The organism is Micromonospora sp. DT53 (genome assembly GCF_049841535.1).
GTDB lineage: Bacteria > Actinomycetota > Actinomycetes > Mycobacteriales > Micromonosporaceae > Micromonospora.
On sequence record NZ_JBNCKM010000005.1, the window covers coordinates 99,700 to 126,333 of the forward strand.

General features: G+C 73.2%; 26 protein-coding genes. 11 read left to right on the plus strand and 15 right to left on the minus strand.

The features are described from left to right. Positions 1–38 precede the first annotated feature (38 nt). Complete coding sequence (gene recG, locus ACLQ3B_RS17370; protein ID WP_425781784.1) at positions 39–2,237, minus strand: ATP-dependent DNA helicase RecG; 2,199 nt, start codon at positions 2,235–2,237, stop codon at positions 39–41. After that, the gene (locus ACLQ3B_RS17375; RefSeq protein WP_425781785.1) at positions 2,234–3,847 is read right to left on the minus strand and encodes a DAK2 domain-containing protein; all 1,614 of its coding nucleotides are present in this window, start codon (positions 3,845–3,847) and stop codon (positions 2,234–2,236) included. Before ACLQ3B_RS17375 ends, recG begins: the two co-directional genes overlap by 4 nt. Before the next feature lie 287 nt (positions 3,848–4,134). On the opposite strand from ACLQ3B_RS17375, the gene rpmB reads away from it, so the two are divergent. Next, positions 4,135–4,326: a 50S ribosomal protein L28 gene (gene rpmB / locus ACLQ3B_RS17380; protein ID WP_011905179.1), complete on the plus strand. Its 192-nt coding sequence runs from the start codon at positions 4,135–4,137 to the stop codon at positions 4,324–4,326. A gap of 148 nt (positions 4,327–4,474) precedes the next feature. Here rpmB and ACLQ3B_RS17385 read toward each other — a convergent pair whose 3' ends face one another. Together ACLQ3B_RS17385 and ACLQ3B_RS17390 are read right to left on the minus strand one after the other, a co-directional pair. Beyond that, positions 4,475–4,936: a GNAT family N-acetyltransferase gene (locus ACLQ3B_RS17385; protein ID WP_425781786.1), complete on the minus strand. Its 462-nt coding sequence runs from the start codon at positions 4,934–4,936 to the stop codon at positions 4,475–4,477. 29 nt (positions 4,937–4,965) lie between these two features. Next, positions 4,966–5,955, minus strand: a complete 990-nt coding sequence (locus tag ACLQ3B_RS17390) for a thiamine-phosphate kinase (protein ID WP_425781787.1) — start codon at positions 5,953–5,955, stop codon at positions 4,966–4,968. A gap of 96 nt (positions 5,956–6,051) precedes the next feature. Here ACLQ3B_RS17390 and ACLQ3B_RS17395 point away from each other — a divergent pair, with 96 nt between their 5' ends. Beyond that, the gene (locus ACLQ3B_RS17395) at positions 6,052–6,285 is read left to right on the plus strand and encodes an Lrp/AsnC ligand binding domain-containing protein (RefSeq protein ID WP_030487446.1); all 234 of its coding nucleotides are present in this window, start codon (positions 6,052–6,054) and stop codon (positions 6,283–6,285) included. Beyond that, positions 6,286–6,978, plus strand: coding sequence for a DUF3515 family protein (locus tag ACLQ3B_RS17400; protein ID WP_425781788.1), 693 nt, complete (start codon positions 6,286–6,288; stop codon positions 6,976–6,978). It begins immediately after the preceding gene. Between the two features lie 54 nt (positions 6,979–7,032). Here ACLQ3B_RS17400 and ACLQ3B_RS17405 read toward each other — a convergent pair whose 3' ends face one another. Both ACLQ3B_RS17405 and ACLQ3B_RS17410 read right to left on the minus strand, forming a co-directional pair. Then, on the minus strand, positions 7,033–8,133 hold the full coding sequence (locus ACLQ3B_RS17405) for a D-alanine--D-alanine ligase family protein (RefSeq protein ID WP_112603452.1): 1,101 nt from the start codon (positions 8,131–8,133) through the stop codon (positions 7,033–7,035). A gap of 195 nt (positions 8,134–8,328) precedes the next feature. Next, the gene (locus ACLQ3B_RS17410; RefSeq protein WP_425781789.1) at positions 8,329–8,547 is read right to left on the minus strand and encodes a hypothetical protein; all 219 of its coding nucleotides are present in this window, start codon (positions 8,545–8,547) and stop codon (positions 8,329–8,331) included. A 278-nt stretch (positions 8,548–8,825) separates the two neighbouring features. Between ACLQ3B_RS17410 and ACLQ3B_RS17415 the strand changes: the two genes are divergently transcribed. Both ACLQ3B_RS17415 and ACLQ3B_RS17420 read left to right on the plus strand, forming a co-directional pair. Continuing rightward, positions 8,826–9,671 carry a helix-turn-helix domain-containing protein gene (locus tag ACLQ3B_RS17415; protein ID WP_425781790.1) on the plus strand — a complete coding sequence of 282 codons (846 nt, stop codon included), beginning with the start codon at positions 8,826–8,828 and terminating at the stop codon, positions 9,669–9,671. Positions 9,672–9,676: 5 nt separating this feature from the next. Next, positions 9,677–9,877, plus strand: coding sequence for a DUF397 domain-containing protein (locus tag ACLQ3B_RS17420; protein WP_425781791.1), 201 nt, complete (start codon positions 9,677–9,679; stop codon positions 9,875–9,877). A 41-nt stretch (positions 9,878–9,918) separates the two neighbouring features. Here ACLQ3B_RS17420 and ACLQ3B_RS17425 read toward each other — a convergent pair whose 3' ends face one another. The 5 genes from ACLQ3B_RS17425 to ACLQ3B_RS17445 all read right to left on the minus strand — a co-directional run bounded on the left by ACLQ3B_RS17425 (position 9,919) and on the right by ACLQ3B_RS17445 (position 14,826). Next, positions 9,919–10,968 carry an ROK family protein gene (locus tag ACLQ3B_RS17425; protein ID WP_425781792.1) on the minus strand — a complete coding sequence of 350 codons (1,050 nt, stop codon included), beginning with the start codon at positions 10,966–10,968 and terminating at the stop codon, positions 9,919–9,921. A 195-nt stretch (positions 10,969–11,163) separates the two neighbouring features. After that, positions 11,164–11,949: a putative protein N(5)-glutamine methyltransferase gene (locus tag ACLQ3B_RS17430; protein ID WP_425781793.1), complete on the minus strand. Its 786-nt coding sequence runs from the start codon at positions 11,947–11,949 to the stop codon at positions 11,164–11,166. Positions 11,950–11,957: 8 nt separating this feature from the next. Then, complete coding sequence (locus ACLQ3B_RS17435) at positions 11,958–13,076, minus strand: cystathionine gamma-lyase (protein ID WP_425781794.1); 1,119 nt, start codon at positions 13,074–13,076, stop codon at positions 11,958–11,960. An 8-nt stretch (positions 13,077–13,084) separates the two neighbouring features. Continuing rightward, positions 13,085–14,092: an NAD(P)H-dependent glycerol-3-phosphate dehydrogenase gene (locus tag ACLQ3B_RS17440; RefSeq protein WP_210786417.1), complete on the minus strand. Its 1,008-nt coding sequence runs from the start codon at positions 14,090–14,092 to the stop codon at positions 13,085–13,087. Beyond that, positions 14,089–14,826 carry a lysophospholipid acyltransferase family protein gene (locus ACLQ3B_RS17445; RefSeq protein WP_425781795.1) on the minus strand — a complete coding sequence of 246 codons (738 nt, stop codon included), beginning with the start codon at positions 14,824–14,826 and terminating at the stop codon, positions 14,089–14,091. Before ACLQ3B_RS17445 ends, ACLQ3B_RS17440 begins: the two co-directional genes overlap by 4 nt. A gap of 128 nt (positions 14,827–14,954) precedes the next feature. Here ACLQ3B_RS17445 and cofC point away from each other — a divergent pair, with 128 nt between their 5' ends. The 5 genes from cofC to ACLQ3B_RS17470 are packed head-to-tail and all read left to right on the plus strand — an operon-like array spanning position 14,955 to position 20,673. Then, positions 14,955–15,602, plus strand: coding sequence for a 2-phospho-L-lactate guanylyltransferase (gene cofC / locus ACLQ3B_RS17450; RefSeq protein WP_425781796.1), 648 nt, complete (start codon positions 14,955–14,957; stop codon positions 15,600–15,602). A 50-nt stretch (positions 15,603–15,652) separates the two neighbouring features. After that, positions 15,653–15,850: a cold-shock protein gene (locus ACLQ3B_RS17455; protein WP_030335323.1), complete on the plus strand. Its 198-nt coding sequence runs from the start codon at positions 15,653–15,655 to the stop codon at positions 15,848–15,850. A gap of 54 nt (positions 15,851–15,904) precedes the next feature. Next, the gene (locus ACLQ3B_RS17460; RefSeq protein WP_425781797.1) at positions 15,905–18,262 is read left to right on the plus strand and encodes an RNA degradosome polyphosphate kinase; all 2,358 of its coding nucleotides are present in this window, start codon (positions 15,905–15,907) and stop codon (positions 18,260–18,262) included. Between the two features lie 24 nt (positions 18,263–18,286). Next, entirely contained in the window at positions 18,287–19,807 is a 1,521-nt protein-coding gene (locus ACLQ3B_RS17465; protein WP_425781798.1) for a CHAD domain-containing protein, read from the plus strand. Continuing rightward, positions 19,795–20,673 (plus strand): NUDIX hydrolase, encoded by an 879-nt coding sequence (locus ACLQ3B_RS17470; RefSeq protein ID WP_425781799.1) that lies wholly within the window; start codon positions 19,795–19,797, stop codon positions 20,671–20,673. The genes ACLQ3B_RS17465 and ACLQ3B_RS17470 overlap by 13 nt, the downstream gene beginning before the upstream one ends. Before the next feature lie 59 nt (positions 20,674–20,732). On the opposite strand, the gene ACLQ3B_RS17475 is transcribed toward ACLQ3B_RS17470, so the two are convergent. The 4 genes from ACLQ3B_RS17475 to leuC form a co-directional block, all read right to left on the minus strand. Further along, entirely contained in the window at positions 20,733–22,676 is a 1,944-nt protein-coding gene (locus ACLQ3B_RS17475) for an endonuclease/exonuclease/phosphatase family protein (RefSeq protein ID WP_425781800.1), read from the minus strand. A 161-nt stretch (positions 22,677–22,837) separates the two neighbouring features. Then, positions 22,838–23,521, minus strand: coding sequence for an HU family DNA-binding protein (locus tag ACLQ3B_RS17480; protein WP_196928011.1), 684 nt, complete (start codon positions 23,519–23,521; stop codon positions 22,838–22,840). A 172-nt stretch (positions 23,522–23,693) separates the two neighbouring features. Beyond that, positions 23,694–24,281 carry a 3-isopropylmalate dehydratase small subunit gene (gene leuD / locus ACLQ3B_RS17485; RefSeq protein ID WP_355005286.1) on the minus strand — a complete coding sequence of 196 codons (588 nt, stop codon included), beginning with the start codon at positions 24,279–24,281 and terminating at the stop codon, positions 23,694–23,696. A gap of 14 nt (positions 24,282–24,295) precedes the next feature. Continuing rightward, entirely contained in the window at positions 24,296–25,741 is a 1,446-nt protein-coding gene (gene leuC, locus ACLQ3B_RS17490; RefSeq protein ID WP_425781801.1) for a 3-isopropylmalate dehydratase large subunit, read from the minus strand. Positions 25,742–25,790: 49 nt separating this feature from the next. Between leuC and ACLQ3B_RS17495 the strand changes: the two genes are divergently transcribed. Then, complete coding sequence (locus ACLQ3B_RS17495) at positions 25,791–26,477, plus strand: IclR family transcriptional regulator (RefSeq protein ID WP_007456408.1); 687 nt, start codon at positions 25,791–25,793, stop codon at positions 26,475–26,477. Positions 26,478–26,634: the final 157 nt, after the last annotated feature.

The following is a 26,634-nucleotide window of genomic DNA, read 5'->3' on the forward strand; positions in this document are numbered from 1 at the left end:
GAAAGCCGAGTGGATCACCGGCGCGGCCGGACGCGTGGTCAGCCCTTTTCCAGGTACTCCGCGCGGTCCTCGTCCACGAGTGCGGCCACCGAGGCGGCCAGCGCCGGATTGCGGGTCAGCTCCGGGTCGTCCTCGATCAGGGTGATCGCCTCGGCGCGGGCGTCGCGGATCAGGTCGGCGTCGCGTCGCAGGGACAGCAACCGCAGGTGCGAGCGACGCCCAGACTGGGTGGCACCCAGCACGTCGCCCTCACGGCGCTGCTCCAGATCGAGTTCGGCGAGCTTGAAACCGTCGCTCGTGGACGCCACCGCGTCCAGCCGCTCCCGAGCCGACGAACCCTCGGCCGCCTCGCTGACCAGCAGACAGAGCCCGGCGGCGGCGCCCCGGCCGACCCGGCCCCGCAACTGGTGCAACTGGGAGACACCGAACCGGTCGGCGTCCAGCACGATCATCACTGTCGCGTTCGGCACGTCCACGCCGACCTCGATCACCGTGGTCGCCACCAGCACATCCAGGTCGCCGGCCGCGAAGGAACGCATCACCGCGTCCTTCTCGTCGGCCGAGAGGCGACCGTGCAGCACCCCGATCCGTAGGCCGCGCAGCGGGCCCTCGGCCAGCAGCGGAGCCACCTCGGTCACCGCCACCGGCGGCCGTCGGCCGTTGTCGTCCTCGGGTGGCGGTTCCTCGTCGCTAGTCGGTCCGTCGCCGATCCGCGGGCACACCACGTACGCCTGGTGGCCGGCGGTCACCTCCTCGCGCAGCCGACGCCAGGCCCGGTCCAGGTAGGCCGGCTTCTCGGCGGCCGGCACCACGTGCGAGGCGATCGGCGACCGCCCCCGGGGCAGCTGGGAGAGGGTGGAGACCTCCAGGTCGCCGTAGACGGTCATCGCCACCGTGCGCGGGATCGGGGTGGCCGTCATCACCAGCACGTGCGGCGGCTGGTCGGCCTTGGCCCGCAGGGCGTCGCGCTGCTCGACGCCGAAGCGGTGCTGCTCGTCGACGACCACCAGGCCGAGGTCGGCGAAGTCGACCCCCTCGTAGAGCAGGGCGTGGGTGCCGAGCACGATGCCGGCGGCGCCGCTGGCCACCTCGCCGAGCGCCCGACGGCGGGCCGCCGCGCCCAGCGAGCCGGTGACCAACTCGACCCGGGTGGCGTGCTCGGCGGAGCCCAGCTCGCCGGCCCGCCCGAGTGGCCCGAGCAGGTCGAGCATGCCCCGGTGATGCTGGGCGGCCAACACCTCGGTGGGTGCCAGCAGCGCGGCCTGCCCGCCCGCGTCGACCACCTGGAGCATCGCCCGTAGCGCCACCACCGTCTTGCCCGAGCCCACCTCGCCCTGCAACAGGCGGTGCATGGGGTGTGGGGTGGCCAGATCCGCAGCGATCTCCACACCCACCTCACGCTGACCGGCCGTCAGCTCGTACGGGAGTCGGGCGTCGAAGGCTTCCAGCAGCCCGCCCGGGGCCGCCGGGCGAGGCCGGGCCGGCCAGTCGGCTGCCCGGTGCTTGCGCTGCACCAGGGTCACCTGGACGGCGAAGGCCTCGTCCCACTTGAGTCGCCGCCGCGCCTGGTGCAGCGCCTCCTTGCTGGACGGCCGGTGGATCTCGGTCAGCGCGGCGCCCAGCCCGACCAGCTTGCGGCCGGCCCGCACGGCGCTCGGCAGTGGATCGTTCGGCGGGGTGAACGTGTCCAGTACGACACGCACGCAGCGCGCGATCACCCAGGTCGGCACGGCCGCGGCGGCCGGGTAGACGGGGATCAGCGCCCCGGCGAACTCCTCGATGTCGTCGCTGACCGCCGCCTCGCCGTCGCCACCCTCACCGAGCAGGACGTACTCCGGGCCGTTGAGCTGCCGTTTGCCCCGGAACTCGGTGACCTTGCCGGCGAACAGGCCCCACCGGCCGGGGCGCAGCTCCCGCTCACGCCACGCCTGGTTGCCGAAGAAGGTCAACGTCAGCACCCCGCCGGAGCCGTCGCCGACGGTCACCTCCAGCAGGTTGCCCCGCCGCTGACGCATCGGGCGCACCGCGGTGCGCTGCACCTGGGCCAGCACGGTGACCTGCTCACCGACGTCCAGTGCGCGGATGTCGGTGTGCTCACCGCGCTCGTCGTAACGGCGCGGGAAGTGGTAGACCAGGTCACCCGCGGTGTGCAGGTCGAGGTGCGAGGCCAGCGCCTTGGCTGTCTTGTCCCCGACCAGCTTCTTCAGTGGAGTGTCCACCGTGGCTGGTTCGCTCATTCGATCCCTACCAGGAGCGGATAAAACGGTTGGCCGCCCGGGTACGCGTGCACCTCGACGAACGGCCAGCGTCGCGCGACGTGCGCGCGGACGGCGTCGGTGAGCCCGGCCGGAGCGTCCGCCCCGGCCAGCAGGGTGACCATCTCGCCGCCACCACCGAGCATCCGGTCGACCACTGCCGCGCAGGTGTCGGTGAGATCGGCGCCGATCAGGTGCACCTCCCCCTCCACCAGCGCCAACACGTCGCCGGGGCGGCACGGACCGGCCACGGTCAGCGCCTCCCTGCTGGCATGGCAGACCTCGGCGTAGCGGCAGGCGCCAGCAGCCTCGGCCATCGCGATGACGTCGTCCTCGAAACGGCGGTCACCGTCGCGGACCGCGAGGGCGGCCAACGCCTGCACGGGCGAGCGGGTCGGCACCACGCTCACCTTGATGCCGTACCGGTGGGCCTCGCGGGCGGCCGCGCTCGCCACCGCCTCGGTGTTGGCGTCGTTGGGCAGCACCACCACCCGGGCCGCGCCGGTGCTGCGGACGGCGTCCAGCAACTCGCCCGTGGACGGGTTGCCCGGCACCACCGTGGCGCCCTCCGCGGCGAACAGGTCGGCGATGCCGCCGCCGGTGGCCACCACCACAGCGGCCCGGCCGGCCACCACCGGGCCGGAGGGCGACTCCGACTGGTCGGCGAAGCGGGTCACCGAGATCCGGTACGGGCGGCCGGCCGCGACACCGGCCTCGACCGCCGCGCCCACGTCGTTGACGTGCACGTGCACGTTCCACGTGCCTTCCGGCTCACGGCCGTCGCCGACGACGACGAGCGAATCCCCCAACGCGTGCAGGGCCTGCCGCAACCCGGCGACCGCCTCGGCACGGGCATCGAGCAGGAACTGCACCTCGTACGCGTACTCGTCGGAACCGGTCTCGCGGGCGACGGTGGCCGCCGGGCGGGCGGAGCGCGGCATCGGCGCGGGCCGGGCCGTGCTCTCCCCGGTCAGCACCTCGACCAGGGCGTCGAGCAGCACGCAGAGCCCTCGGCCACCGGCGTCGACCACCCCGGCGCGGGCCAGCGCCGGCAGTTGCTCCGGGGTCCGGGCGAGTGCCTCGGCCGCCGCCCGGGCCGCGACGCCGGCCACCGTCGGCAGGTCGTCGCTGTCCGCGCCGTCGGCCGCGGTGGCGGCCGCCGCGACCACGGTGAGCACTGTGCCCTCGACCGGCCGGGAGACCGCGGCGTACGCGGCGGCGGTGCCGGACCGCAGCGCGGCGGCCAGCTCCCGGCCACGGATCGCCGGCACCCCGGCGACCTGGTCGGCGAAACCGCGCAGGATCTGCGAGAGGATCACCCCGGAGTTGCCCCGCGCCCCGAGCAGCGCGCCCTGGGCCATCAGCCGCAACGCGTGCCCGTGCGCGGTCGGCCCGCTGTCGGGGAGAGTGTCCAGATCCATGGCGAGGGCCTGCTGGGCCGAGGTGAGGGTGAGCACCAGGTTGGTGCCGGTGTCGCCGTCGGGCACCGGATAGACGTTGAGCTGGTCGATCTCGCCCTGGTGACGCTTCAGCGCGGCCAACCCGCTCGCGCACCAGCGGCGGACCGCGGCGGCGTCGAGGGTGTCCAGCACGGGCAGAAGCCTACTGGCGCGCGCCGACACCCGTCGGACTCGTCCGGCGTGTCCCCCGCGCCGCACGCCGGCGCTGGCCGCGGCGGAAACCACCGTCTCCGGTACCCTTGCCGCCGGGCCGGCCCGCCGTCGGGCGGACAGGCCCACGACCAGGCGCGAGCCGGGGCACGGGCGAGCGCCGGACCGGGCCGGTTGGCCGGGTCGGCGAGTCATCGGGTAACCTGACCAGGTTGCCCGGGCAGCACCTGCCGGCGACCTCATGAACGTATCAATCCCAGGAGTATCCCGTGGCTAGCGTGTGCGACGTCTGTGGCAAGGGACCGGGCTTCGGCCACAACGTGTCCCACTCGCACCGGCGGACCAACCGCCGCTGGAACCCGAACATCCAGTCGGTGCGTACCCCGGCCGGTGGCGGCAACACCAAGAAGTTGAAGGTCTGCACCTCGTGCATCAAGGCCGGCAAGGTCACCCGCGCCTGACGCGGTAGCACCCACCTTCTCGTACGGCTCAGCCGGCGGACCCCGAGGGTCCGCCGGCTCTGTCATGTCCGTGGCGGCCGCCGCACACGAGCCCGCCGGGCCTCTGGTGCGCCGGCCAGGCACGGCAGACCCGGGCCGGGCGCGCAGGTCAGAGGGTACGGCCGAAGGAGACGACGCCCTCCGCGTCCTTGTAGAAGCCGAAGTTCGGGATCCGCTCGTACCCGGCGGAGCCGTACATGGCGATCGCCTCGGGCTGCTTGTCGCCGCACTCCAGCACCACTCGCTTGCGGCCCTGCTCGCGGGCTGAGCGCTCGACGGCCGCCAGCACCGCGCGGGCCACTCCCCGCCCCCGCGCCGCCGGCGCCGTGTACATCCGCTTCAGCTCCGCGGCGTCCGCGCCGTGGCTGCGCCAGCCACCGCAGCCGACCGGCTCGCCGGCCAGGTAGGCGACGAGGAACGCGCCATCGGGCGGCTCGAACTCGGCCGCGTCCACCGGGGTGTCGTCGCCGGTACCGCCGTAGCGGGCACCGAGGTCGGCCAGTGCGGCGTGGATCAGGCGCTGCGCCACCGGCGCGTCGAACCGAACCACCCGGATCTCGATCTCACTCACGGTATCCAGGGTACGGCGGCGCGTGGGCCTCACCGGAAGTGGTCCCAGCCGGTCGGGCCGTCGTGGGCACGGCCGTCGACCGTCACGCCGGCACCATCCGTGACCAGGCCGATCGGCCGCCAGCCCGGCGGCAGCACCACCGCCGGGGGGAAGGTCGCGGCCAGTGCGTGGTCGTCGCCACCAGCGAGGATCCAGGTGTACGGGTCGACGCCGAGCGCCTGCGCCGCGTCGGCCATCTGCCGGGGCACCTCGAACCTGTCCCGGCGTACGTCGATCGCCACCCCGCTGGCCGCCGAGACGTGCCCGAGGTCGGCGAGGAGCCCGTCCGACACGTCGATCATGGAGGTGGCACCGAGTTGGGCGGCCTCCGGGCCGGCCCGGTAGGGCACCTGCGGCCGCCGGTACGCCTCGACCAACAGCCGGGGCGTCCGGAAGCCACGGGTCAGTACGGTCAGACCGGCTGCCGCGTACCCGGTGCGCCCGGCCAGGGCGAGCACGTCCCCGGGTCGGGCCCCCGAGCGCAACACCGGCGGACGGCCCGCCAGGTCGCCCAGCGCGGTGACCGCGACGGTCAGGGTGGGGCTGGCCGACATGTCCCCGCCGACGACACTCGCGCCGACCGTGGCCGCCTCCGCGGAGAGCCCGTCGGCCAACTCCTCCGCCCAGCCGGTGTCCAGGTCCGCCGGCATGCACAGAGCGACAAGCAGGGCGGTCGGCGTGGCACCCATCGCCGCGATGTCCGCCAGGTTGGCCGCCGCCGCCCGGTGGCCGACGTCGCGGGCCGAGGACCAGTCCCGCCGGAAGTGCCGCCCGTCGACGAGCACGTCGGTGGAGGCCGCGACCCGGCCGTCCGGCGCGGCCACCACCGCCGCGTCGTCCCCCGGGCCGAGCAGGGTCGTCGGCCCGTACGACAGCCGGGCGGTGATCTTCCCGATCAGCCCGAACTCCCCGATACCGGACACACCGTGGCCGCCGCGGGCGTTCCGCCCGTGCTGCCCGGCTCCGCCGTGCTCGCTCACCGCTGCTCCTTGACCACCGATAGGGATCAGACCTGGTCCGTAAGGTAGTTTCACCCTTCGGGCCGCTCCCGGGCGGCGACGGACGGAGGTCGAGTCGTGGTACAGGCGTACATCCTCATCCAGACCGAGGTCGGCCGCGCACGTGACGTGGCGGGTCTCATCGCGGACATCCCCGGCGTGGTACGCGTCGACGCCGTCACCGGCCCGTACGACGTGGTCGTCCTCACCGAGGCGAACACCGTCGACGAGCTCGGCAAGCTCATCGTCAGCAAGGTGCAGATGGTGCCCGGCATCACCCGCACCCTCACGTGTTCGGTGGTGCGGCTGTAAGTGGACGAGATGACGACCTCCTCCTCTGCCCTGGACGACGACGCGGCGCGCGACGCGGCCGATGGCACGCCCGAGCCGGCTGACGGTATCGGCGAGTCGACCGATCCCGCCGCCGCCGCGCCGGCCGGCCGCGACCGCACCATGCGCGGCGCGGCCCTGCTGGCCACGTTGATCGCGCTGCCGATCACGCTGCTGGTGGCCGTGCTGGCCTTCAGCAAGCTCAGCCCGGACGCGCCGGCCGCCGCGCCGACACCATCCGCGACAAGCGCCCGGGTGCAGTCCACCGCCCCGGTGGAGATGGCCGCCCCGGCGCTGGCCGCCCGCCCGGCCACGGTCTGCCGGGCCCTGCTCTCCCAACTCCCGGCGAGCATCCGCGACCTGGCCCAGCGACCGGTCACCGCCGGTCCGGAGCAGAACGCCGCGTACGGCGACCCCGCGCTCACCCTGGCCTGCGGCGGCACCGAGCCGACCTTCCCCAGCACCGACGAGGTCTGGACGGTCAACCAGGTCTGCTGGCACCTGGCCGAGCAGGCCGACGCGGCGGTCCTCTCCACGGTCGACCGGGAGACGCTGATCACCGTGCGCGTCCCGCGCTCGTACGAGCAGCCGTTGCAGTGGTTGCCGACGATCTCCAGCACGATCGTGGCGAGCGTGCCGTCCGGCGGCGCCGTCCCGTCCGGCTGCCAGCACTGAGCGCGAACCGACTCCGCCCGCGCCGGCTGACAGGCGCGGGCGGGATCGGGCGGGTCAGTGCAGGCCGACGCCGCGCCGCTGGGCGGTACGGATCAGCCGGTTGACCAGCTTCGGGTACTCCAGGCCGGAGGCCGCCCACATCCGCGGGAACATCGACGTCGGCGTGAAGCCCGGCATCGTGTTGATCTCGTTGAGGTAGACGTCCAGCTCGGGGGTGACGAAGAAGTCGGCCCGGGCCAGGCCGGCGCAGTCCAGCGCGGTGAACGCGCGGACCGCGTACTCCTGCACCTGGCGGGTCACCTTCTCCGGCAGGTTGGCCGGAATGTCGTACTCGCAGGAGTCGTCGAGGTACTTCGCCTCGAAGTCGTAGAAGTCGTGGTCGGCGACGACCCGCACCTCGGCCAGCACCGACGCCTCGGGCGCGCCACCGGCCTCGCCCTCCAGCACACCGCACTCGATCTCGCGGCCGACGATCGCGGCCTCGATGATGACCTTCGGGTCGAACTGCCGGGCGGCGGCGACGGCCGCGTCCAGTTCGGCCCAGTCGGTGACCTTGCTGACGCCGAACGACGACCCGGCCCGGGACGGCTTGACGAAGACCGGCAGGCCGAGCCGCTCCTTGTCCTGCTCGCTGAGCGTCATGCCGTTGCGCAGCACCGCGTACGTGCCGACCGGGATGCCCTCGACGGCGCAGAGCTTCTTGGTGAACTCCTTGTCCATGGCCGCCGCGGAGGCGAACACGTTCGCTCCGACGTAGGGGATGCCGGCCATCTCCAGCATTCCCTGGATGGTGCCGTCCTCCCCGTACGTGCCGTGCAGCACCGGGAAGACCACGTCCACGTCGGCCAGCGCCCGGGGGCCCTCGGTCGGGTCGAGCACCATCAGTCCGTTGCCGGTGGGGTCGGCGCGCAGCACGATGTCGTCGCCGGAGTCGGCGGTGATCTCCGGCAGCTGACGGGCATTGATCGCGAGCTGGGCGGGATCCCCGTTGGTCAGCACCCACTGGCCGGCCCGCGTGATGCCCACCGGCACCACCTCGAACTCGTCCGGGTCGAGTGCGCCGAACACGCTGCCGGCGCTGACGCAGGAGATGCCGTGCTCCGGGCTGCGGCCGCCGAAGACGATCGCCACGCGGGTCTTGCCTGGGGTGGTCACTCCGGTCACCTCTTCGTACGCGGCTGCGGCTGGTCGTGCTCGCCGGTGGCGCTCACCCGGTTGACCTTACTGTGCGTGGCCACAGGGCGAGGCGATACCCGGCGAGCCACGGTGCGACACGGCATTCGGTCATCACAGGATATACGGTGCGTAATTGGTGGGTAGCGGCGTCGCGGGACGCCGACCTGGGTCCGCTCAGTCCCGGGAGTGTCGGCGGCCGACCGCGATCACCTTCACCCGCTGCCGGCCGGCCCGCACCATGCCCAGCGCCATGAACGCTCCGGCGATGCGGTCGGCGGCCTCCCGGCTGCTGGCGCCGACGACCTGCCGGCGCCGTTCCGGCGCGACCCGCTCGTTGCGGTTGACGCCCTCGGCGGGACGCACGTCGGTGAGCACGACGAGGAAGCGGGTCATCACGCGCCGCCCGAGGGTATGGCGGAGGGCTCCGGACGGGTTCGCACGTCGTCTCCTTCCGGCAGGCCGGGGTGGAGGGGCGGCACGCGACGATCGGGTACGGGGGAGAAACCCGATCGCCGCGCGCCCCATCCCCTCCGGTCGCTCACCACCACCGTCGCCACGACAACCGGCGGTGAGGACGCGATAACAGATTGACACGTGGACAGCCGTGAATGCAACTCTCATCGACGTTCTCTCATGCAGACGTTCCCGCAAATGTGTGCGACCATCGATGCATGGCCCCGAAGACCGCCCGTGCCCGCCGGCTCGGCATCGCCCTGCGCCACCACCGGGAAGCCGCCGGGCTGACGCTGGAGACCGCGGCGGACGAGATCAACAGCACCCGCAGCACCCTCTCCCGGTACGAGAACGGCCAGACCCTGATCACCCCCGCCACCGTGCGCGCCCTGCTCACGTCGTACGGGGTGGGTGCCGAGGAGGTGGCCGCGGCGGTGCAGTTGGCCAAGGACGCCCGCAAGCCGGGCTGGTGGGTGTCGTACTCGTACCTGCTCGATCCCCGCACCATCGACTTCATCGCGTTGGAGGCCGAGGCGACCGCCATCGCCAACTTCGAGCCCTCGGTGGTGCCCGGCCTGTTGCAGACCGCGGACTACGTCCGCGCCGTGATGCGCGGCGGGCCGCACACTCTCGGCGACGACCTGGTGGAGCAGCGGGTCAAGATCCGGCTCGACCGGCAACTGCGGCTCACCGCCGACAAACCGCCCATCCTCGACGCGATCATCGACGAGGGCGCGCTGCTCCGCCCGGTCGGCGACCAGTCGGTGATGAACGGGCAACTGCGGCACCTGGTCAAGATGGCCGAACTGCCGAACATCAGCGTTCAGGTGATCCCGCTCTCCGCCGGCTACCACCGGGGCACCCGGGGTTCCCTGCACATCCTCGAGTTCGCCGACCCGGAGGACCCGATCATCGCGTCGGTGGAGACCGTCGCCGGTCAGATGATCCTTGACCGCGCCGGCGAGACGCGTACCTGCACCAAGATCATGGAGCATCTCCGAAGCGTGGCGCTCAGCCCGGCGGACAGCCGCGAGATGCTCCTGACAGCCCTGAAGGGACGGTAGGACCGATGACACCGATGATCACAGCAGCCTTGGCCGCAGCGCCGTGGCGCAAGAGCAGCCGCAGCGGCGACGAAGGCGCCTGCGTGGAGGTGGCCGCGATCCCGCAGCTCGTGGCCGTCCGCGACTCCAAGGACCCGGTCGGCCCGGCCCTGCTGTTCCCACCGGCGGCCTGGGCCGCCTTCGCCCAGGCGCCACCCCGGCGCTGACCAGACGTGCCGAGCCGGCGCGGGTCGAGGCCCGCGCCGGCTCAGGCAACCAGCGGGCGGGGCTCCGGAACGGCGCGTAGCGCCTCCAACGCGGCGATCGCGACGCCTCGGGCGCCGGCCATGTCCCGGTCCGGCACCAACGCGAAGGTGGCCACCGCCGCCTGCTCCTCGCGGAGCACGGTGTGCTCGCGAACAGTCGCCAGGAACCAGTCGCGGAACTCCGGCGCCGCCTCCACCACCCCACCGCCGACGAAGTACGCGTGCGGGTCGGTGAAGTTCGCGGCGACGGTGAACAGCCGCCCCAACGCCATCGCCTGCTGGGTGAAGAGGTCCCGGGCGAGGGCGTCCGCGCGCTCGCCGTACCCCCGGACGAGCTTGGCCGCACGGGCCACCGGCTCGGCGGCGAGCGGGTGGTCGGGGTAGCGGGTCAACCAGTACGGCAGCAGGTTCCGTTCGATGCCGGTCAGCGAGGCGACGCTCTCGACATCCCCGGTGAAGCCGCAGGCGCAGGTGGGCTCCGGCTGACCGGGGCCGAGCAGCCCGTTCAGCGGGATGTGCACGTGGCCGAGCTCCCCGGCCATCCCGGCCGCGCCGGCGATCACCCGACCGCCCTCGACCACACCGCCGCCCAGGCCGGTGCCGACGATCGCGGACACCGACGAGCGGTTCATCGCGTCGGCGCCGAAGTGGACGTGGTGGGCGTAGAGCGCGGCCGCGTTGCCGTCGTTGTGGTAGATCACCGGCAGGCCGAGCCGTCGCTCCAGCGCCCCTCGCACGTCGAAGCCGCGCCAGGCCGGTTGCGAGAAGTTGGTGGAGCCCCGGGACGAGATGACACCCTCGGCGCTGGCCGGACCGGGAGTGTCCAGCCCGACCGCCCGGACCAGGTCACGCGGCACACCTGTCTGCGCCAGGGCGCCGTCCAGCGCCCGGGCCAACGCCTCGATCGCCGCCTCCGGCCCGGACCGCACCTCGCTGGGAATCTCCAACAGGCCGTCCACCAGGAAGCGGCCGTCCACCGTCAGCACGGTGGCGTTGTTGCTGGTGCCGCCGTTGTCCAGCCCGACGACCACCGGCACCCCTGCGCTGCCCACCGAAAACCGCCTCCCGCCGTCGTAAGTGTGAGCCGAGGCTAGTGCCAACCCCCCTCCCCCGCCATGCCCGGGCGGCCCGAGCAGCCTCCACCGGACCGTTCGGCAACTCCCAGCCATCGATCAAGGAGTTGTGCTGGGAGACGAAGTACCCGTTATGGCGCTCAACGGGCACCACAACTCCATGATCGTCTCGGGTCAGGGGCGGCGGGCGGTCAGCGCGGTGGCGTCCAGGTCTTCGTTGTGGTGGACCGTTGGGGTTAGGCCGGCTTCCGTCAACGCCGTGTGGAGGGCTTCTAGCTGCGTCGTGCCGGCTTCGACCACCAGGTGGCCGCCGGGGGCCAGCCAGTCCGCCGCGGCGACACCCACCCGGCGCAGCACGGAGAGCCCGTCCGGGCCGCCGTCGAGCGCCACCGGGGCCTCGTGCAGTCGCGCCTCCGGCGGCATGAGCGCGACCGCGTCGGTCGGCACGTACGGGGCGTTGGCGACCACCAGGTCCAGCCGACCCCGCCACTGCCGGGGCAGTGGGGCGAAGAGGTCACCCTCGTACACCTCGACGTCCAGCCCGACGACGTTGCGGCGCGCGCATGCCACAGCCGCCGGGTCGATGTCGGCGGCGGCCAGCCAGCGCGGCGCGAGCCGGTGCGCCAGCGCGACGGTGGTGGCCCCGGAGCCGCAGCAGAGGTCGACCACGGCCGGCGCCACGCCTGTCAGTTCGGCCGCCAGGTCGACCAGCAGGGCGGTCCGGGCACGGGGCACGAAGACGCCCTCGTCGACGGCGATCCGCAGGCCGCAGAACTCCGCCCAGCCGAGCAGGTACTCCAACGGTTCGCCAGCCACCCGACGGTCGGTCAGGTCGGCCAACGCCGCCGGGCTGTGCGCGGCGGCCAGCAGCAGCTCGGCCTCGTCCTCGGCGTAGACGCAGCCGGCGGCCCGCAACCGGCCCACCAGAGCGGCCCGATCGGAGCGGGAAGAAGGCGCCATGGGAGACGTCAGACCGCCCCGGCCACATCCAAGGCGGCGGCGATGTCGGCCACCAGGTCGGCGGTGTCCTCCGCGCCGCAGGACAGCCGGACGAAGCCGGGAGCGGTGTCGTCGCCCCACTGCGCCCGCCGGTCCGCCGTGGTGTGCAGGCCGCCGAACGAGGTCGCCGCCGCCACCAGCCGGGCGGCCTCGACGAACCGGCCCACCCGGTCGGCGTCGCCCAGGTCGAACGAGAGCACCCCCGGTATCCGGCGCATCTGCGCCGAGGCCACCGGGTACGCGGGGTCGTCCGGCCGCCCCGGCCACCGCAGGCCGGTCACGTCCGACCGGCCGGCGAGCAGGTCGACGACCGCGGCGGCGTTCGCGCTCTGCCGGGCCAGCCGCAGGTCGAGAGTGGCAAGTGACCGGTGGGCCAACCAGGCGTCGAACGCGCCCGGCACCGCCCCGGTGGTGGTACGCCAGGTCGTCACCGCGTCCATCAGCTCGGTGGACCGGCCGGCCAGGTAGCCCAGCAGCAGGTCGGAGTGGCCGGTGAGCGCCTTCGTGCCGGAGGCGACCACCAGGTCGGCACCGAGATCCAGCGGGCGCTGACCGAGCGGGGTGGCCGTGGTGTTGTCCACCGCGAGCAGCGCGCCGGCGGCGTGCGCCCGCTCAGCCAGGGCCGCCACGTCGACCACGTCCAGGCCCGGATTGGCGGGGGTCTCCACCAGCACCAGCCGGACGCCCTCGAACGACGGGTACGGCCCGACGGTCGGCACGAAGAGCACCCGGACGCCGATGGCCTCCAGGACTCCGGTGGCGAACGCCCGGACCGGGAAGTATCCGTCGGTGGGGAGCACCACGGTGTCCCCCGGCCGCAGCAGGGTGAGCAGCAGGCCGGTGATGGCCGCCTGACCGGTCGCGAAGACCCGGCAGTCACCGCCCTCCAACTCGCCGACCGCCGCCTCCAGCAGCCGCCGCGTCGGGTTGTCGGGGCGACCGTAGCCGTTCGGCGACGTGCCCTGACCCTGGAACGGGTCGAGGTGGTACGGCGCGGCGAAGACCGGGCCGGGCAGGAACGGGTCCCCCGGTGCCGGTTCGGGCAGGCCGGCGCGTACGCAGCGGGTGCCGTCCCCCCACTCGGTCATCGGGTTCCTCACTCGTACGACTCGGGTTTGGCGGTGCGGCTCATCAGGGTCTCCACGGCGAGGCGCGGGTCCATCCCCTCGTGGCAGATCCGCTCGACGTGCTCGGTGATCGGCATCTCCACGCCGTGCGCCCGGGCCAGGTCGCGGATCGCCAGGCAACTCTTCACGCCCTCGGCGGTCTGCCGGGTGGCCGTCTGGGCCTGCTCCAGCGTCTCCCCCCGGCCCAGATGTTCGCCGAAGGTGCGGTTGCGGGCCAGCGGGGACGAGCAGGAGGCGACCAGGTCGCCCATGCCGGCGAGGCCGGCGAAGGTGATCGGGTCCGCGCCGAGCGCCACGCCCAGCCGGGCCGTCTCGGCCAGCCCTCGGGTCATCAGCATGGCCCGGGTGTTGTCGCCGAAACCCATCGCGGTGGCGATGCCGTACGACAGGGCGATCACGTTCTTCACCGCCCCGCCCAGCTCACAGCCGATCACGTCGTCGTTGGTGTAGGGGCGCAGGTACGGCGTCCGGATCGACGACTGGACGAGCGTGGCGCGGGCGCTGTTCGTTCCGGCGACCACTGTCGCGGCGGGCTGCTCGGCGGCGATCTCCGGGGCCAGGTTGGGGCCGGACACGACGACCACCCGGTCCGCGGCGACCCCGGCGGTCTCCACGATGACCTCGCTCATCCGCTTGGTGGTGCCCAGCTCGATGCCCTTCATCAGCGACACCAGGGTGGAGTCCGGGTGCAGGTGCCCGGCCCATTCGGCGAGGTTGCCGCGCAGGGTCTGCGACGGCACGGCCAGCACCACCACCTCGGCGCCGGTGATCGCCTCGGCGGCGTCGGCGGTGGCGGTGACGCGGGCCGGCAGCAGCAGGTCGGGCAGGTACTCCGGGTTGCGGCGCTCGGTCCGGATGCTCTCGGCGACCGGCGCGCGGCGGGCCCACACCGTCACGTCCCGCCCCGCGTCAGCGAGGATCTTGGCGAACGCGGTGCCCCAGGAACCGGCACCGAGCACCGCGACGTGACCGCTCATGCCGCGTCATCCCGCTGCTCGCGGCCGACGGAGGACCGGGCCGGTCGCTCCCACAGTGGCGGCGGGGTACCGCCCCGGATCTCGGCGAGCATGTCCCGCAGCCGCAACATGATGGTGTCCGTCATCTCCTCGAGGGTGGCCCGGGTCGGCTGGGCGTCCGCCCACCGGCTCAGGTCGATCGGCTCCCCGGCGGCAACGGTCACCGGGATCCGGGGGCGCAGGCTGACACGTGTCGTCCGCGGGTCGAAGATCCGTTCCGGCCCCCACATCACCACCGGTACGACCGGGGCGCCGGTGGCCAGGGCCAGCCGGGCCGCACCGGTCTTGGCCTTCATCGGCCAGAGCTCCGGCTGTCGCGTGGTGGTGCCCTCAGGGTAGATCACGACCGCGCCGCCCTGGTCGAGCGCGGCGACCAGGGCGTCCAGCGAGCGGACGGCGTCGACGCTGCCCCGCTCGACCGGGATCTGCCGGCACCGGTGCAGGATCCAGCCGACCACCGGCACCCGGAAGACGCTGGCCTTGCCCAGGTACTGCGGCCAGCGCCCGGAGTCGTAGATGAAGTGCGCGGACACCAACGGGTCGGCGTGCGAGATGTGGTTGGCCACGATGATCACGCCGCCGTCGCGGTGGAGATGCTCCTGACCACGCCAGGTACGCCGGGTCCAGACGGTCATCACCGGCTTCACCAGGCCCACGGCGAACCATTGCCAGAACCCCAGCCTCCGCCGTGCCACTGTGCCTCCTCGTCGCGCCCCAACCCCGCCGCGAAATCCCGCCCGCGACACCCGCAGCGGAAATCATGCCTGCTCGCCCCCGGTACGGCCAGCGAGGGGCCCGCCGTCCGGCTGGCAGGATTGCGGACGTGAGTCAGCCGAGGTGGGCCGTGGTGGTGCCGGTGAAGCAACTGGCCGCGGCCAAGAGCCGGCTGCGGGGCGCGCTGCCGGGCGTACCGCACGAGGAGCTGGCGCTGGCCCTGGCGACCGACACGCTCCGCGCGGTGCTGGCCTGCCCGGCGGTCGCCGAGGCCCTGGTGGTGACCGACGACGCCCGGGTGGCGGCGGCGGCGCGGGCGGCCGGCGCGCGGGTGCTGCCGGACGAGCCGGGCGCCGGTCTGAACGCCGCGTTCCGGCGCGGTGCGGCCGGGGCCGCCGCCGGGTGGGTGGCCGGGATCACCGGGGACGTGCCGGCGCTACGCCCGGCCGAGCTGACCGGCGCGCTGCTCGCGGCGCAGAACGGCCAACCCGCGGTACGCCGGTTCCTGCCGGACGCACCCGGCGGGGGCACGGTGCTGCTCACCGCCCCGCCGGGCGTGCCGTTGGACCCTCGTTTCGGGGTGGGCTCGGCGGCCGCGCACGCGGCGAGCGGGGCGCTGCCGCTCGACGGCGACTGGCCCAGCCTGCGCCGGGACGTGGACACCGCCGCGGACCTGGCCGCCGCCGCCCAGCTCGGGCTGGGGCCGCGCACGGCCGCGCTCGTCGCCGCCGCTCGCCCGGCCCGCGCCGCGGGCTGATCCCGCCCCGCCCGCGCCGCGGGCTGATTCCCCGGGTGTACGGTGCCAGCATGCAGGGCACGGTGGCCAGCTACGACGCGGCGACGCGCAGCGGTGTCCTGCTGCTCGACGACGGCACCGAGATGCGCTTCCCCGCCCGGGCCTTCGACGCCTCCGGGCTGCGACTTCTCCGGCTCGGTCAGCGGGTTCGCATCGACACCGATCCCGACGGCGAGGTCGTCCGGGTGACATTGCCGACGATGATCTGAGTCGGCGAGCTCAAGTTCATTTTGCGTTTACCGTAATCGGGTGATTATGAGCGGGTGAGCACCCCTCGCGAGCAACCGGCCAACCCGCCCGCCACCGACCTCCGCAACGGCTCCCGCACGCGCGGCACCGATGGGCGCTTCCGCCCGTCCCGCGCCGAACGCGCAAGCGCCGCCCGCGCCGACACCCTCGCGGACGATCCCGGCGCCGCCTCCTCCGGGCTGGACGAGGTCATCGAACCCGCGCCGAAGATCGAGGCGGACGGCCCGGCCGCCGGTGACGTCCACCCGGTCCTGCCGGGCGACCTGTCGACGGGCGCCAGGCAGGAGGACGACGACGAGCCCTCCGCTCCGCCGCTGCCGGAGGACCGGTTCCTCAACCGGGAGCTGTCCTGGCTCGACTTCAACGCCCGGGTGCTCACCCTGGCCGAAGACCAGCGCACCCCGCTGCTGGAGCGGGCCAAGTTCCTGGCCATCTTCGCCAGCAATCTCGACGAGTTCTACATGGTGCGCATCGCCGGGCTGAAGCGGCGGCTCTCTGCCGGCCTGCCGGTGCGCGGCGGGGATCGGCTGCCCCTGCGTACGCAGTTGGAGCTGATCGCCGAGCGGACCGCCGCACTGGGCGCCCGGCACGCCGCCTGCTTCGTCGACGACGTGCTGCCCAAGCTCGCCGACGAGCGCATCCGGATCCTGCGCTGGGCCGAGCTGGGCGACGGCGAGCGGGAGCGGTTGCGCACCTACTTCCGCGAGCACATCTTCCCGGTGCTGACCCCGCTCGCGGTGGACCCGGCGCACCCGTTCCCGTACATCTCGGGGCGGTCGCTGAACCTGGCGGTGGCGGTTCGTGACCCCGACGGCGGTTCCGAGCTGTTCGCCCGGGTGAAGGTGCCCAACAACGTTCCCCGTTTCGTTCGGGTGGACCGGGACCAGCCGGGCGTGCGGATGCTGCCGGTGGAGGACCTGATCTCGGTGCACCTGGGGCAGCTGTTCAGTGGCATGCAGGTGGTCGAGTGCCACCTGTTCCGGGTCACCCGCAACGCCGAGGTGGAGGTCGACGAGGACCGCGACGAGGATCTGCTCCAGGCCCTGGAGCGGGAACTGGCCCGGCGGCGGTTCGGTCCCCCCGTCCGCCTGGAGGTCGCCGCGTCGATCTCCGACCACATGTTGGAACTGCTCGTCCGCGAGCTGGACATGGACGACCAGGACGTCCTGCGGGTGCCCGGCCTGCTGGACCTGTCCGCCCTGTGGCAGGTCTACGGCGAGGCGGACCGACCGGACCTGAAGGACCCGCCGTTCGTGCCCGCCACCCATCCTCGGCTCGCCGAGGGCGAGGTGCCGCGCAGCGTCTTCTCCACCCTGCGCGACGGGGACATCCTGGTGCACCACCCGTACCACTCGTTCGCCACAAGCGTGCAGCGCTTCATCGAGCAGGCCGCCGCCGACCCGAACGTGTTGGCCATCAAGCAGACCCTCTACCGGACCAGCGGCGACTCCCCGATCGTCGACGCGCTCGTCGACGCGGCCGCCGCCGGCAAGCAGGTGGTGGTGCTGGTGGAGGTGAAGGCCCGCTTCGACGAGGTGGCCAACATCGGCTGGGCCCGCACGCTGGAACGCGCCGGCTGCCACGTGGTGTACGGCCTGGTCGGCTTGAAGACGCACTGCAAGACCGCGCTTGTGGTTCGGCAGGAGGGCAACCAGATCCGTCGCTACTGCCACATCGGCACCGGCAACTACCACCCGAAGACGGCCCGACTGTACGAGGACTTCGGCATGCTCACCGCCGACCCGGAGATCGGCGCCGACCTCACGGACCTGTTCAACGTGCTCACCGGGTACAGCCGGCAGACCGCGTTCCGGCGGTTGCTGGTCGCGCCGCAGGGCATCCGCAGCGGGCTCATCGAGCGGATCGAACGGGAGATCTCGCACGTCCGCCTGGGCATGCCCGGCCTGGTCCAGTTCAAGGTCAACTCGCTGGTCGACGAGGGGGTGGCCGACGCGCTGTACCGCGCCTCCCAGGCCGGCGTACACGTCGACCTGCTCATCCGGGGCATGTGCACGCTGCGCCCCGGGGTGCCGGGGTTGTCGGAGAACATCCGGGTCCGCTCGATCCTCGGCCGGTTCCTGGAACACTCCCGGGTCTTCCGGTTCGGCAACAACGGTGAGGCCGAGTTCTGGATGGGCTCGGCCGACCTCATGCACCGCAACCTGGACCGTCGGGTGGAGGCGCTGGTGCGGGTGAGCGACCCGATCGCCCGCGCCGAACTGGACCACGTGCTCACCGCCGCGATGAGCCCCGAAGTGGACGCGTTCGAGCTGGCCGGAGACGGCAGCTGGACCCGGCGTGGCGGTGACGACGTCGCCCGGGTGCATCTGCAGGAACTGCTGCTGCGCCGCGTCGGTGGCACGGCCGGCTGACCGCGCAGCGCATAGGCTGAGCTGATGGTCGAGGAGGAGCAGAAGTACGAGGTGGACGACGCCTACGTGCTGCCGGACCTGGCCGGCACGGCCCCGGCCGGCGGTCGGGTCCGGGCGCTGCCACCGGTGACGCTTGTCGCCCGCTACCTCGACACTGTCGACCTGCGGTTGGCCCGGGCCGGTGCCTCGCTACGCCACCGCCGGGGTGACGAGCTGCCCTGGACGGTGAAACTACCGACCGGGACACCTGGCGTCCGGCACGAGATCTCCCGGGCCGGACCGAAGGGGCAGCCGCCACCGGAGCTGGTGGAGTTGGTCACCGTCCTGCACCGGGGGGCGCCGCTCGCCCCGGTGGTCGTGGTCCGGACGGTGCGGCACGCGTACGAGGTGTGTGACCGGGCCGGCACGGTGCTCGCCGAGGTGGTGGACGACCGGGTGACAGTGCTCGACGACGTCGGCGCCACCACCGCCACGTTCCGCGAGGTGGAGGTGGAGCTGAAGGCCGGCGACCGGAAGCTGCTCGACCGGGTCGGCGGGGTGCTGCGCGAGTCTGGTGCCCAGGGCCTGTCGTTCACCCCGAAGCACGTACGGGCGCTGGGCGAGACGGCGCAGGCCGACCCGGACCTGGTCGCGCCGGCCGGGCTGACCGCCGAGCCGAGCGCCGGTGACGTGGTGACCGAGGCGGTACGCAAGGAGATCCGCCGGCTGTTGGCGCACGACCCGCTGGTCCGGCTGCGCGCCCCGGCGGGCGGTGGCGACACCGCCGTGCACCAGATGCGGGTGGCCTGTCGACGGCTGCGCAGTGATCTGCGCACCTTCAAACCGTTGCTGCGCAAGACCTGGTCCCGTCCGCTGCGCACCGAGCTCGGCTGGTTGGCAGGTGTTCTCGGCGCGGCCCGCGACGCCGAGGTGCTGCGCGCGCGGCTGCGCCGTACCGCCGACGCCGATCCGCTGAGCCCGCTCGACCAGGGCGCGGTGAACCGGCTCGACGAGGTGCTCGCCGACGGGCAGCGGGAGGCGCTCACCGCCATCGACGAGACGCTGCGTTCGGCGCGTTACCTGGCCCTGGTGGACTCCCTGGTGCTGGCCGCCCGCGCGCCCCGACTCACCCGCCGGGCGGCCGCGCCCGCCGCGCAGGCGCTACCCGCGCTGGTGGCGCGCCCCTGGCGGCGGTTGACCGGGCCGGACGGCGTCGACGGGCTGGACGCGCAGTCGCCGGACGACCGCTGGCACGCCGTCCGCAAGGAGGGCAAGCAAGCCAGGTACGCGGTCAACGCGGTGGCCCCGACGGTCGGCAAGGGCGCACGCCGGCTGTCCCGCGCCCTCGCCCGTGTACAGGACGTGCTCGGCGAGCACCAGGACGCGGCGGTGGCGGCGGACACCTGGCTGCGGATCGCCGCCGAGCGGCCGGAAGACCACGCGCTGGCCGTCACCGCCGGGCGGCTGGCCGAGCGGGAACGCCTGTCGGTACGCCGGATGCGGGATCTCTTCCCGGCCGCCTGGCACCGGGCCACCCGGCGACGGCGGACCAGTTGGCTGCCGTGACCGGCATCCGGGCGGCCGGCGGGGTGGCCTGGCGGCCGACCGACGACGGCGTACGCGTCTGCGTGGTGCACCGCCCCCGCTACGGCGACTGGACGCTGCCGAAGGGCAAGCTGGAACCGGGCGAGCACGCGCTGGCCGCGGCTGTCCGTGAGGTGGCCGAGGAGGCCGACGTGCGGGGCGTGCCGCAGGTGCGGCTGCCGTCGGTGCGGTACCGCAGCGAGGGGCAGCCCAAGCTTGTCGACTACTGGTCGATGCTCGCGGTGGCCAGCGGCGGTTTCCAGCCGGGCACCGAGGTGGACGACATCCGCTGGCTCACGGTCGACGACGCGATCCGGTTGGTGAGCTACTCCCACGATGCCGAGGTGTTGGGGGCGTTCGCCGCGCTGCCGTCGGTGACGGCGACGATCGCGCTGGTGCGCCACGCGCACGCCGGGAAGCGGGCCACCTGGTCCGGCCCGGACGTCGGTCGGCCCCTGGACGCCGAGGGGTGGGCCCAGGCGAACGCGCTGGCCGAGCTGATCGCCCTGATCCGACCGGCCCGGCTGGTGTCGGCGTCGCCGCGACGGTGCGTGCAGACCCTCGACCCGGTCGCCGCGTTGCTCGACCTGCCGATCGAGGTCTGCGGCGACCTGGACGAGCCCCAACCCGGCCAGCAGAGCGACGAGCAGATCCTGGCCACCGCCGCCCGGCTGCTGGAGCTTGCCGGCAGTGGTGGGCAGGCGGCGGTGTGCAGCCAGGGCAAGGTCCTGCCGGGTGCGCTGCAGCGGCTGACCGGCCGCACCGACGAGGACTTCACCACACCGAAGGGCGGCGGCTGGCTGCTCGCCTTCGCCGCCGACCGGCTACTGGCCGCCGATCGCCTGTAGGGCCCGCGTTCGCACCGCCCCGCGTTCGCACCGGCCCGCGTTCGCACCGGCCCGTTTCGTCAGCGGGGCGGCAGGGTCAGGGTCACCGCGACCGGCAGGTGGTCGCTGGCCGTGCTGCGCGGCGCGACCGGATCACTCGGGGTCAGGCCGGGCGAGACGAAGATGTGGTCGATCTGCTGGCGCGGATGGTCGGCCGGGCTGGTCGCCAAGGGTCGGGCGGCGGCCAACGCGTCGACCAGGCCGGCGTTGGCGAACTCCGTGAACGCCTCGTCGCCCGGCTCGGTGTTCAGGTCACCCGCCACCACCAACTGTCGACCGGCCGCGTACCGGGTGGCGAAGTCGGCGACCGCGCGGGCCTGGACCACCGGGCCCCCGCCGGGCGGCGGTTGCAGGTGGGTGCTGACCACCGCGGTACGGACACCGTCGCCGAGGTCCAGCGTGACGGCGAGGGCCTGCGCGCCGGTGGGCGCGCCGACGGCGGCCAGCGGCAGGGTCCGCGGATCGCGCACCGGCCAACGGCTGAGCACCGCGTCACCCCAGACGGGGTCGGCGGCCGGCCCGAAGACGTACGGCATACCGAGCCGGTCGGCCAGCAGGTCCAGGGTGTCGTGCCCGCCGTTCAGCAGCCACGCCCGGTCCACCTCGCTGAGCAGCACCACGTCGGGCCGTTGCCGGACGACGACCTCGGCGAGGCCGGTCAGGTCGAACCGGCCGTCCAGCCCGAAACCCATCCGGATGTTGTACGCCACCACCGTCAACCGCTCCGGCGGGCCGTCCCGGTTGCTGGCCACCGGCACCTCGTCGGCGAGCACCGGTGCCAGCAGGGCCAGCGCGGTGACCGCGGCGGCGGCCCGGAGCGGCGGAAACGGCCCGGGAAGCCGCTGGACGACGGGACGGGCGGTGAACGCCACGGCGGCGACCAGCACGGCCACCACCACGGGCACCGCGGCGTTGGGGTAGCCGAGGTCGTAGGCCGAGTAGTACCCGACCGCTCCCAGCGCGAAGACGAACATCCCGGCGGCGGCCGCGTACCCCCGCCGGGAGGCGCTGGCGCCCCCAGCGGTGCCGGCGCCCGCGGTGTCGCTGGCAGGCTGGCTGGTGTCGTCGGTCAGCGCCAGGCAGGCGCCGAGGCCGACCGCGGCGAGGAGGATCGCCGGCAGGAGCAGGTCGCCCCGGTCGAGGGCGAACAGCACGGCGCCGGCGAGCAGCGCCACCGGGCCGTACGCTCGACCCCATCCGCGCGGCGACCGGGTCAACGCGGCGCACAGGAACCCGGCGACCGCCACCGGCACCGGCGCCAGGCCGAACAGTGGCGAACGAGCCACGCCATCGCCGGCGACCAGGTACGACATCCCGGTGCGGGCCAGCGCCGGGGAGAGCGCCACCATTCCGGCCAGCAGCAGCGCGGGCCCGGCCAGCAGCCAGGCTCGCCCACCACCAGCGCCGGCCGGGGCGGCTACGGGGCCGGCGAGGGCGTCACCGGCACCGCCGAGCCGGCCGGGTTGCGCCGTGCCGACCAGGAACACCGCCACCGCGACGGCGCTGAGTAGCCAGGCCACCCAGTCACCCCGCCAGACCAGGTCGGCGGTGTCCAGCACCGCGTGCAGGGCCGCGTTGACCGCGAACCCCAACGCCAGCCCCGGGACCGGGCGGTCGATGTCGGCGGCGACGCCGACCAGCCAGACCAGCCCGGCGAGCAACCCGGCGGTGGCCAACCAGAGCTGCGTACGCCCGCCGGGGGCGGCGGTCAGCGTGAGCCGGGCGACGGCGAGCGCGACAGCGGCGACGACAGTGACCGGGCGCGCTCCGACTCGGCGGACCACGGAGGGTGCGCCCAGCGCGAGCACGAACCAGCCGAGGGCGAACGCCCCCATCAGCTCGGCGGGGGTGGACGCCGCCTGACCGAAGATGGTGATGATGCCGGGCAGCCAGACCCGCAGCACGTCGATGAGGAGGAGTACGCCCAGCGCGAGCGTCCCGGTGCTGAGCTGGCGGTAGCGCACCGGCGCCCCATTTCCCGTCGACGGGCCGGCCCAGGGGTGGCCGGCACGGCGATTCTGCGCGAGCGAGGCAACCGGGTCAACGGTCCCCGTACGCCGAAAGACGGGCCGGTACGCCGCAAGGGCGCCCACCAACGGGTGGACGCCCTTGCGGAGTGGGTCGGTCAGCGCTTGCTGGCCGCCTTCTTGGCCGGAGCCTTCTTCGCCGGCGCCTTCTTGGCCGCCGTGCTCTTGCTCGCCGACGCGGTGGTCTTCTTCGCCGCGGTCGACCGGGTCGCCGCGGTGGTCTTCTTCGCCGCGGTGGTCTTCTTGCTGGCGGCCGTCTTGGTCGCCGTGGTGCTCTTGCTCGCCTTGGCCGGGGCGGTCTTCTTGCTGGCGGCCGTCTTGGTCGCCGTGGCGGTCTTGCTGGCCTTGGCCGGGGCGGTCTTCTTACTGGCCGCCTTGGCCGTGGTGGCCTTGGCGCCGGTGGCCTTCGCGCTGGCCGCCTTCGTGCCGGTCGCCTTCGTGCCCGCCGCCTTGGCCGTGGCGGTGCTGGTGGCGGTCTTCTTCGTCGCCACCGTGGCCTTCGGCACCTTGCCGCTGGCCACCATCTCCTTGAACCCGGCGCCGGGGCGGAAGGTCGGGACTGACGTCTTCTTGACCTTCACCGCCTCGCCGGTACGCGGGTTGCGCGCTGTTCGCGCGCCACGCACACGCTTTTCGAATGCTCCGAATCCGGTGATCGCCACCTTCTCGCCCTTGGTGACCGCCGCCTGGACCTCGGTGAGGACCGCGTCGAGCGCGGCCGTCGCCATCTTCCGGTCCCCCAGGCGAACGGCGAGCGCCTCGATGAGCTCGGCCTTGTTCACGACTTCCTCCCGATTGTGCAACTGACTCGTCGCGAGCCATTCTGCGCGCACGGTATGCCCTGTGCTGCCGGGACACAAACATTCGGTAGAAAAAAGCCCTTGTGTCGTAACGGATTCACCCCCACCGGATGGACCGATGGGGGTGAAATCCGCTGTGCGAGCGGCCTAACGGCTATGCGACGGAGGGCAGGAACGGCAGTCGGCGCGCCTCGTAGGAGTCGATGTCGGCGGCGTGCCGGAGGGTGAGTCCAATGTCGTCGAGGCCCTCCAGGAGCCGCCAACGGCTGAAGTCGTCCAGTGGGAACGACCAGCTCGCGTCCCCCGCTCGGAGCTGGCGGGCGGTCAGGTCGACGGTCACCGGAGTGGTCGGATCGGCCTCGACCAGGTCCCACAACTCTTCGACGGCTTTCAATTCCAACTCGACCGGCAACAGACCTTCCTTGAGTGCGTTGCCGCGGAAGATGTCACCGAAGCGCGGGGCCACCACCGCGCGGAAGCCCCAGTCCCGTAGTGCCCAGACGGCGTGCTCCCGGGAGGAGCCGGTGCCGAACTCCGGGCCGGCGATGAGGATCGACGCCCCGGAATAGTTTTCATCGTTGAGCACGAATGCCGGATCTTCCCGCCAGGCGCTGAACAGCCCGTCGGCGAAGCCCGTCCGGGTCACCCGCTTGAGGTACACGGCGGGGATGATCTGATCCGTGTCCACGTTGGACCGGCGCAGCGGCACGGCGGTGCCGGTGTGGGTGGTGAACTTGTCCATCTCGTCGGTCCCTTCTACAGGTCGGCGGGTGCGGCCAGCCGGCCGACCACGGCGGTGGCGGCGGCCACCGGCGGGGAGACCAGGTGGGTACGTCCACCCCGACCCTGCCGGCCCTCGAAGTTGCGGTTCGAGGTGGAGGCGGAACGCTCACCCGGCTTCAGCGTGTCCGGGTTCATCCCCAGACACATGGAGCAGCCGGCGAACCGCCACTCGGCCCCCGCGTCGGCGAAGACCTTGTCCAGCCCTTCGGCCTCGGCGGCCTCGCGCACGGCGGCGGAACCCGGCACCACGAGCATCCGGACGCCGTCGGCGACCCGGTGGCCACGCAGCACGTCGGCGGCGGCCCGCAGGTCCTCCAGCCGGCCGTTGGTGCAGGACCCCACGAAGACCACGTCGATGGGCAGCTCCCGCAGCGGGGTGCCGGGACGCAGGTCCATGTACTCCAGGGCCCGGCGGGCGGCCGTGCGCTCCGAGTCGGTGACGAACTCCTCCGGGTCCGGCACCGGGGCGCTCAGCGGCGCACCCTGCCCGGGGTTGGTGCCCCAGGTGACGAACGGGGTGACCTTGCTGGCGTCCAGGGTCACCTCGGCGTCGAAGCGCGCGCCCTCGTCGGTGGGCAGCGTCCGCCACCACGCCACCGCCGCGTCCCAGTCCGCGCCCTGCGGCGCGTTCGGTCGACCCTTGAGGTACGCGAAGGTGGTCTCGTCCGGCGCGATCATGCCGGCCTTGGCGCCCCACTCGATGGACATGTTGGCGATGGTCATCCGCCCCTCCATGGAGAGGGCGCGGATCGCTTCGCCGCGGTACTCGACGATGTGCCCGCGACCCCCACCCGTGCCGACCTGCGTGATCAGCGCGAGCACCAGGTCCTTGGCGGTCACGCCGGGCGCGAGACGGCCGGTGACGTTCACGGCCATCGTCTTCGGTCGGCTCTGCGGCAGCGTCTGGGTGGCCAGCACGTGCTCCACCTCGCTGGTGCCGATGCCGAAGGCGAGCGCGCCGAAGGCGCCGTGGGTGGCGGTGTGCGAGTCGCCACAGACGATCGTCAGGCCCGGCTGGGTGAGACCCAGCTGCGGGCCGATCACGTGCACGATGCCCTGGTTGTCGTCGCCGAGCGGGTGCAGCCGCACCCCGAACTCGGCGCAGTTGCGGCGCAACGTCTCGATCTGCGTACGCGACGTCGGGTCCGCGATGGTGAGCAGGTCACCACGGCGGAGGCGGAACGCCGGGTCGGCGTACCCGGTCGGGGTGTTGTGGTCCTCGGTCGCGAGGGTCAGGTCGGTACGACGCACCCGGCGCCCGGCGAGCCGCAGCCCGTCGAACGCCTGCGGGCTGGTCACCTCGTGCAGCAGGTGCAGGTCGATGAAGAGCAGGTCCGGCTCACCAGCGGCGGACCGTACGACGTGCGCGTCCCAGACCTTCTCGGCCAGGGTCCTCGGCTCAGGAGTGACTCCCACCATCTGGACATCCTAAATTCTGGGAGGTAAGTTTCGGCTTGTGGGACACAGTATGAGCGGTGTCGGCGTTCTCGACAAGGCGGTGGTCATCCTGGCCGCCTGCGTCGACGGCGCCAGCCTGGCCGAACTCGTTGAACGCACCAAGCTGCCCCGGGCCACCGCACATCGCCTGGCCCAGGCCCTGGAGATCCATCGGATGCTGGTCCGGGACACCCAGGGCAGATGGCGGCCCGGCCCCCGTCTGGGTGAGTTGGCCAACGCCGCACCGGACGTTCTGCTGACCGCCGCCGAGCCACTGCTGGCCGCGCTTCGCGACGCCACCGGTGAGAGCGCGCAGCTCTACCTACGCCGCGCCGACGAACGGATCTGCGTGGCGGCGGCGGAGCGCGCCAGCGGCCTACGGGACACCGTTCCGGTCGGCTCGGTGCTGCCGATGACGGCCGGCTCCGCGGCCCAGATCCTGCTCGCCTGGGAGCCGCCGGAGGCGGTGATGCCGCTGCTGCCGCGCAGCAAGTTCACCGGCCGCACCCTCGCCGAGGTACGCCGTCGCGGCTGGGCGCAGAGCGTCGCCGAGCGGGAGGCCGGTGTGGCGAGCGTCTCCGCGCCGATCCGCGACCGCACGGGCCGGGTGATCGCCTCGGTCAGCATCTCCGGCCCGATCGAGCGTCTGGGCCGCCGCCCCGGCGAACGCCACGCCATGGCCGTGGTGCGAGCCGGCCAACGCCTATCCGGCCTCTAGCCCCACCCACCCCACCCACCCGTTCCCCCGCGTTGATCATGAAGTTATTGCCATCCGCCTCGGCGTGTCAGGACAATAACTTCATGATCAACGCGGGCGGAGGGGGTAGGGGACGAGAAAGGCTCATCTCGCTGAGCGAGATGAGCCTTTGGTTGTA

Excerpts from the sequence above, each read along its gene's own strand:
- recG (WP_425781784.1), bottom strand. The coding sequence starts at position 2,237 with ATGAGCGAACCAGCCACGGTGGACACTCCACTGAAGAAGCTGGTCGGG.
- ACLQ3B_RS17410 (WP_425781789.1), bottom strand. The coding sequence starts at position 8,547 with ATGACCCGCTTCCTCGTCGTGCTCACCGACGTGCGTCCCGCCGAGGGC.
- ACLQ3B_RS17415 (WP_425781790.1), top strand. The coding sequence starts at position 8,826 with ATGGCCCCGAAGACCGCCCGTGCCCGCCGGCTCGGCATCGCCCTGCGC.
- ACLQ3B_RS17420 (WP_425781791.1), top strand. The coding sequence starts at position 9,677 with ATGACACCGATGATCACAGCAGCCTTGGCCGCAGCGCCGTGGCGCAAG.
- ACLQ3B_RS17430 (WP_425781793.1), bottom strand. The coding sequence starts at position 11,949 with ATGGCGCCTTCTTCCCGCTCCGATCGGGCCGCTCTGGTGGGCCGGTTG.
- ACLQ3B_RS17435 (WP_425781794.1), bottom strand. The coding sequence starts at position 13,076 with ATGACCGAGTGGGGGGACGGCACCCGCTGCGTACGCGCCGGCCTGCCC.
- ACLQ3B_RS17440 (WP_210786417.1), bottom strand. The coding sequence starts at position 14,092 with ATGAGCGGTCACGTCGCGGTGCTCGGTGCCGGTTCCTGGGGCACCGCG.
- ACLQ3B_RS17455 (WP_030335323.1), top strand. The coding sequence starts at position 15,653 with ATGCAGGGCACGGTGGCCAGCTACGACGCGGCGACGCGCAGCGGTGTC.
- ACLQ3B_RS17465 (WP_425781798.1), top strand. The coding sequence starts at position 18,287 with ATGGTCGAGGAGGAGCAGAAGTACGAGGTGGACGACGCCTACGTGCTG.
- leuD (WP_355005286.1), bottom strand. The coding sequence starts at position 24,281 with ATGGACAAGTTCACCACCCACACCGGCACCGCCGTGCCGCTGCGCCGG.
- leuC (WP_425781801.1), bottom strand. The coding sequence starts at position 25,741 with ATGGTGGGAGTCACTCCTGAGCCGAGGACCCTGGCCGAGAAGGTCTGG.
- ACLQ3B_RS17495 (WP_007456408.1), top strand. The coding sequence starts at position 25,791 with ATGAGCGGTGTCGGCGTTCTCGACAAGGCGGTGGTCATCCTGGCCGCC.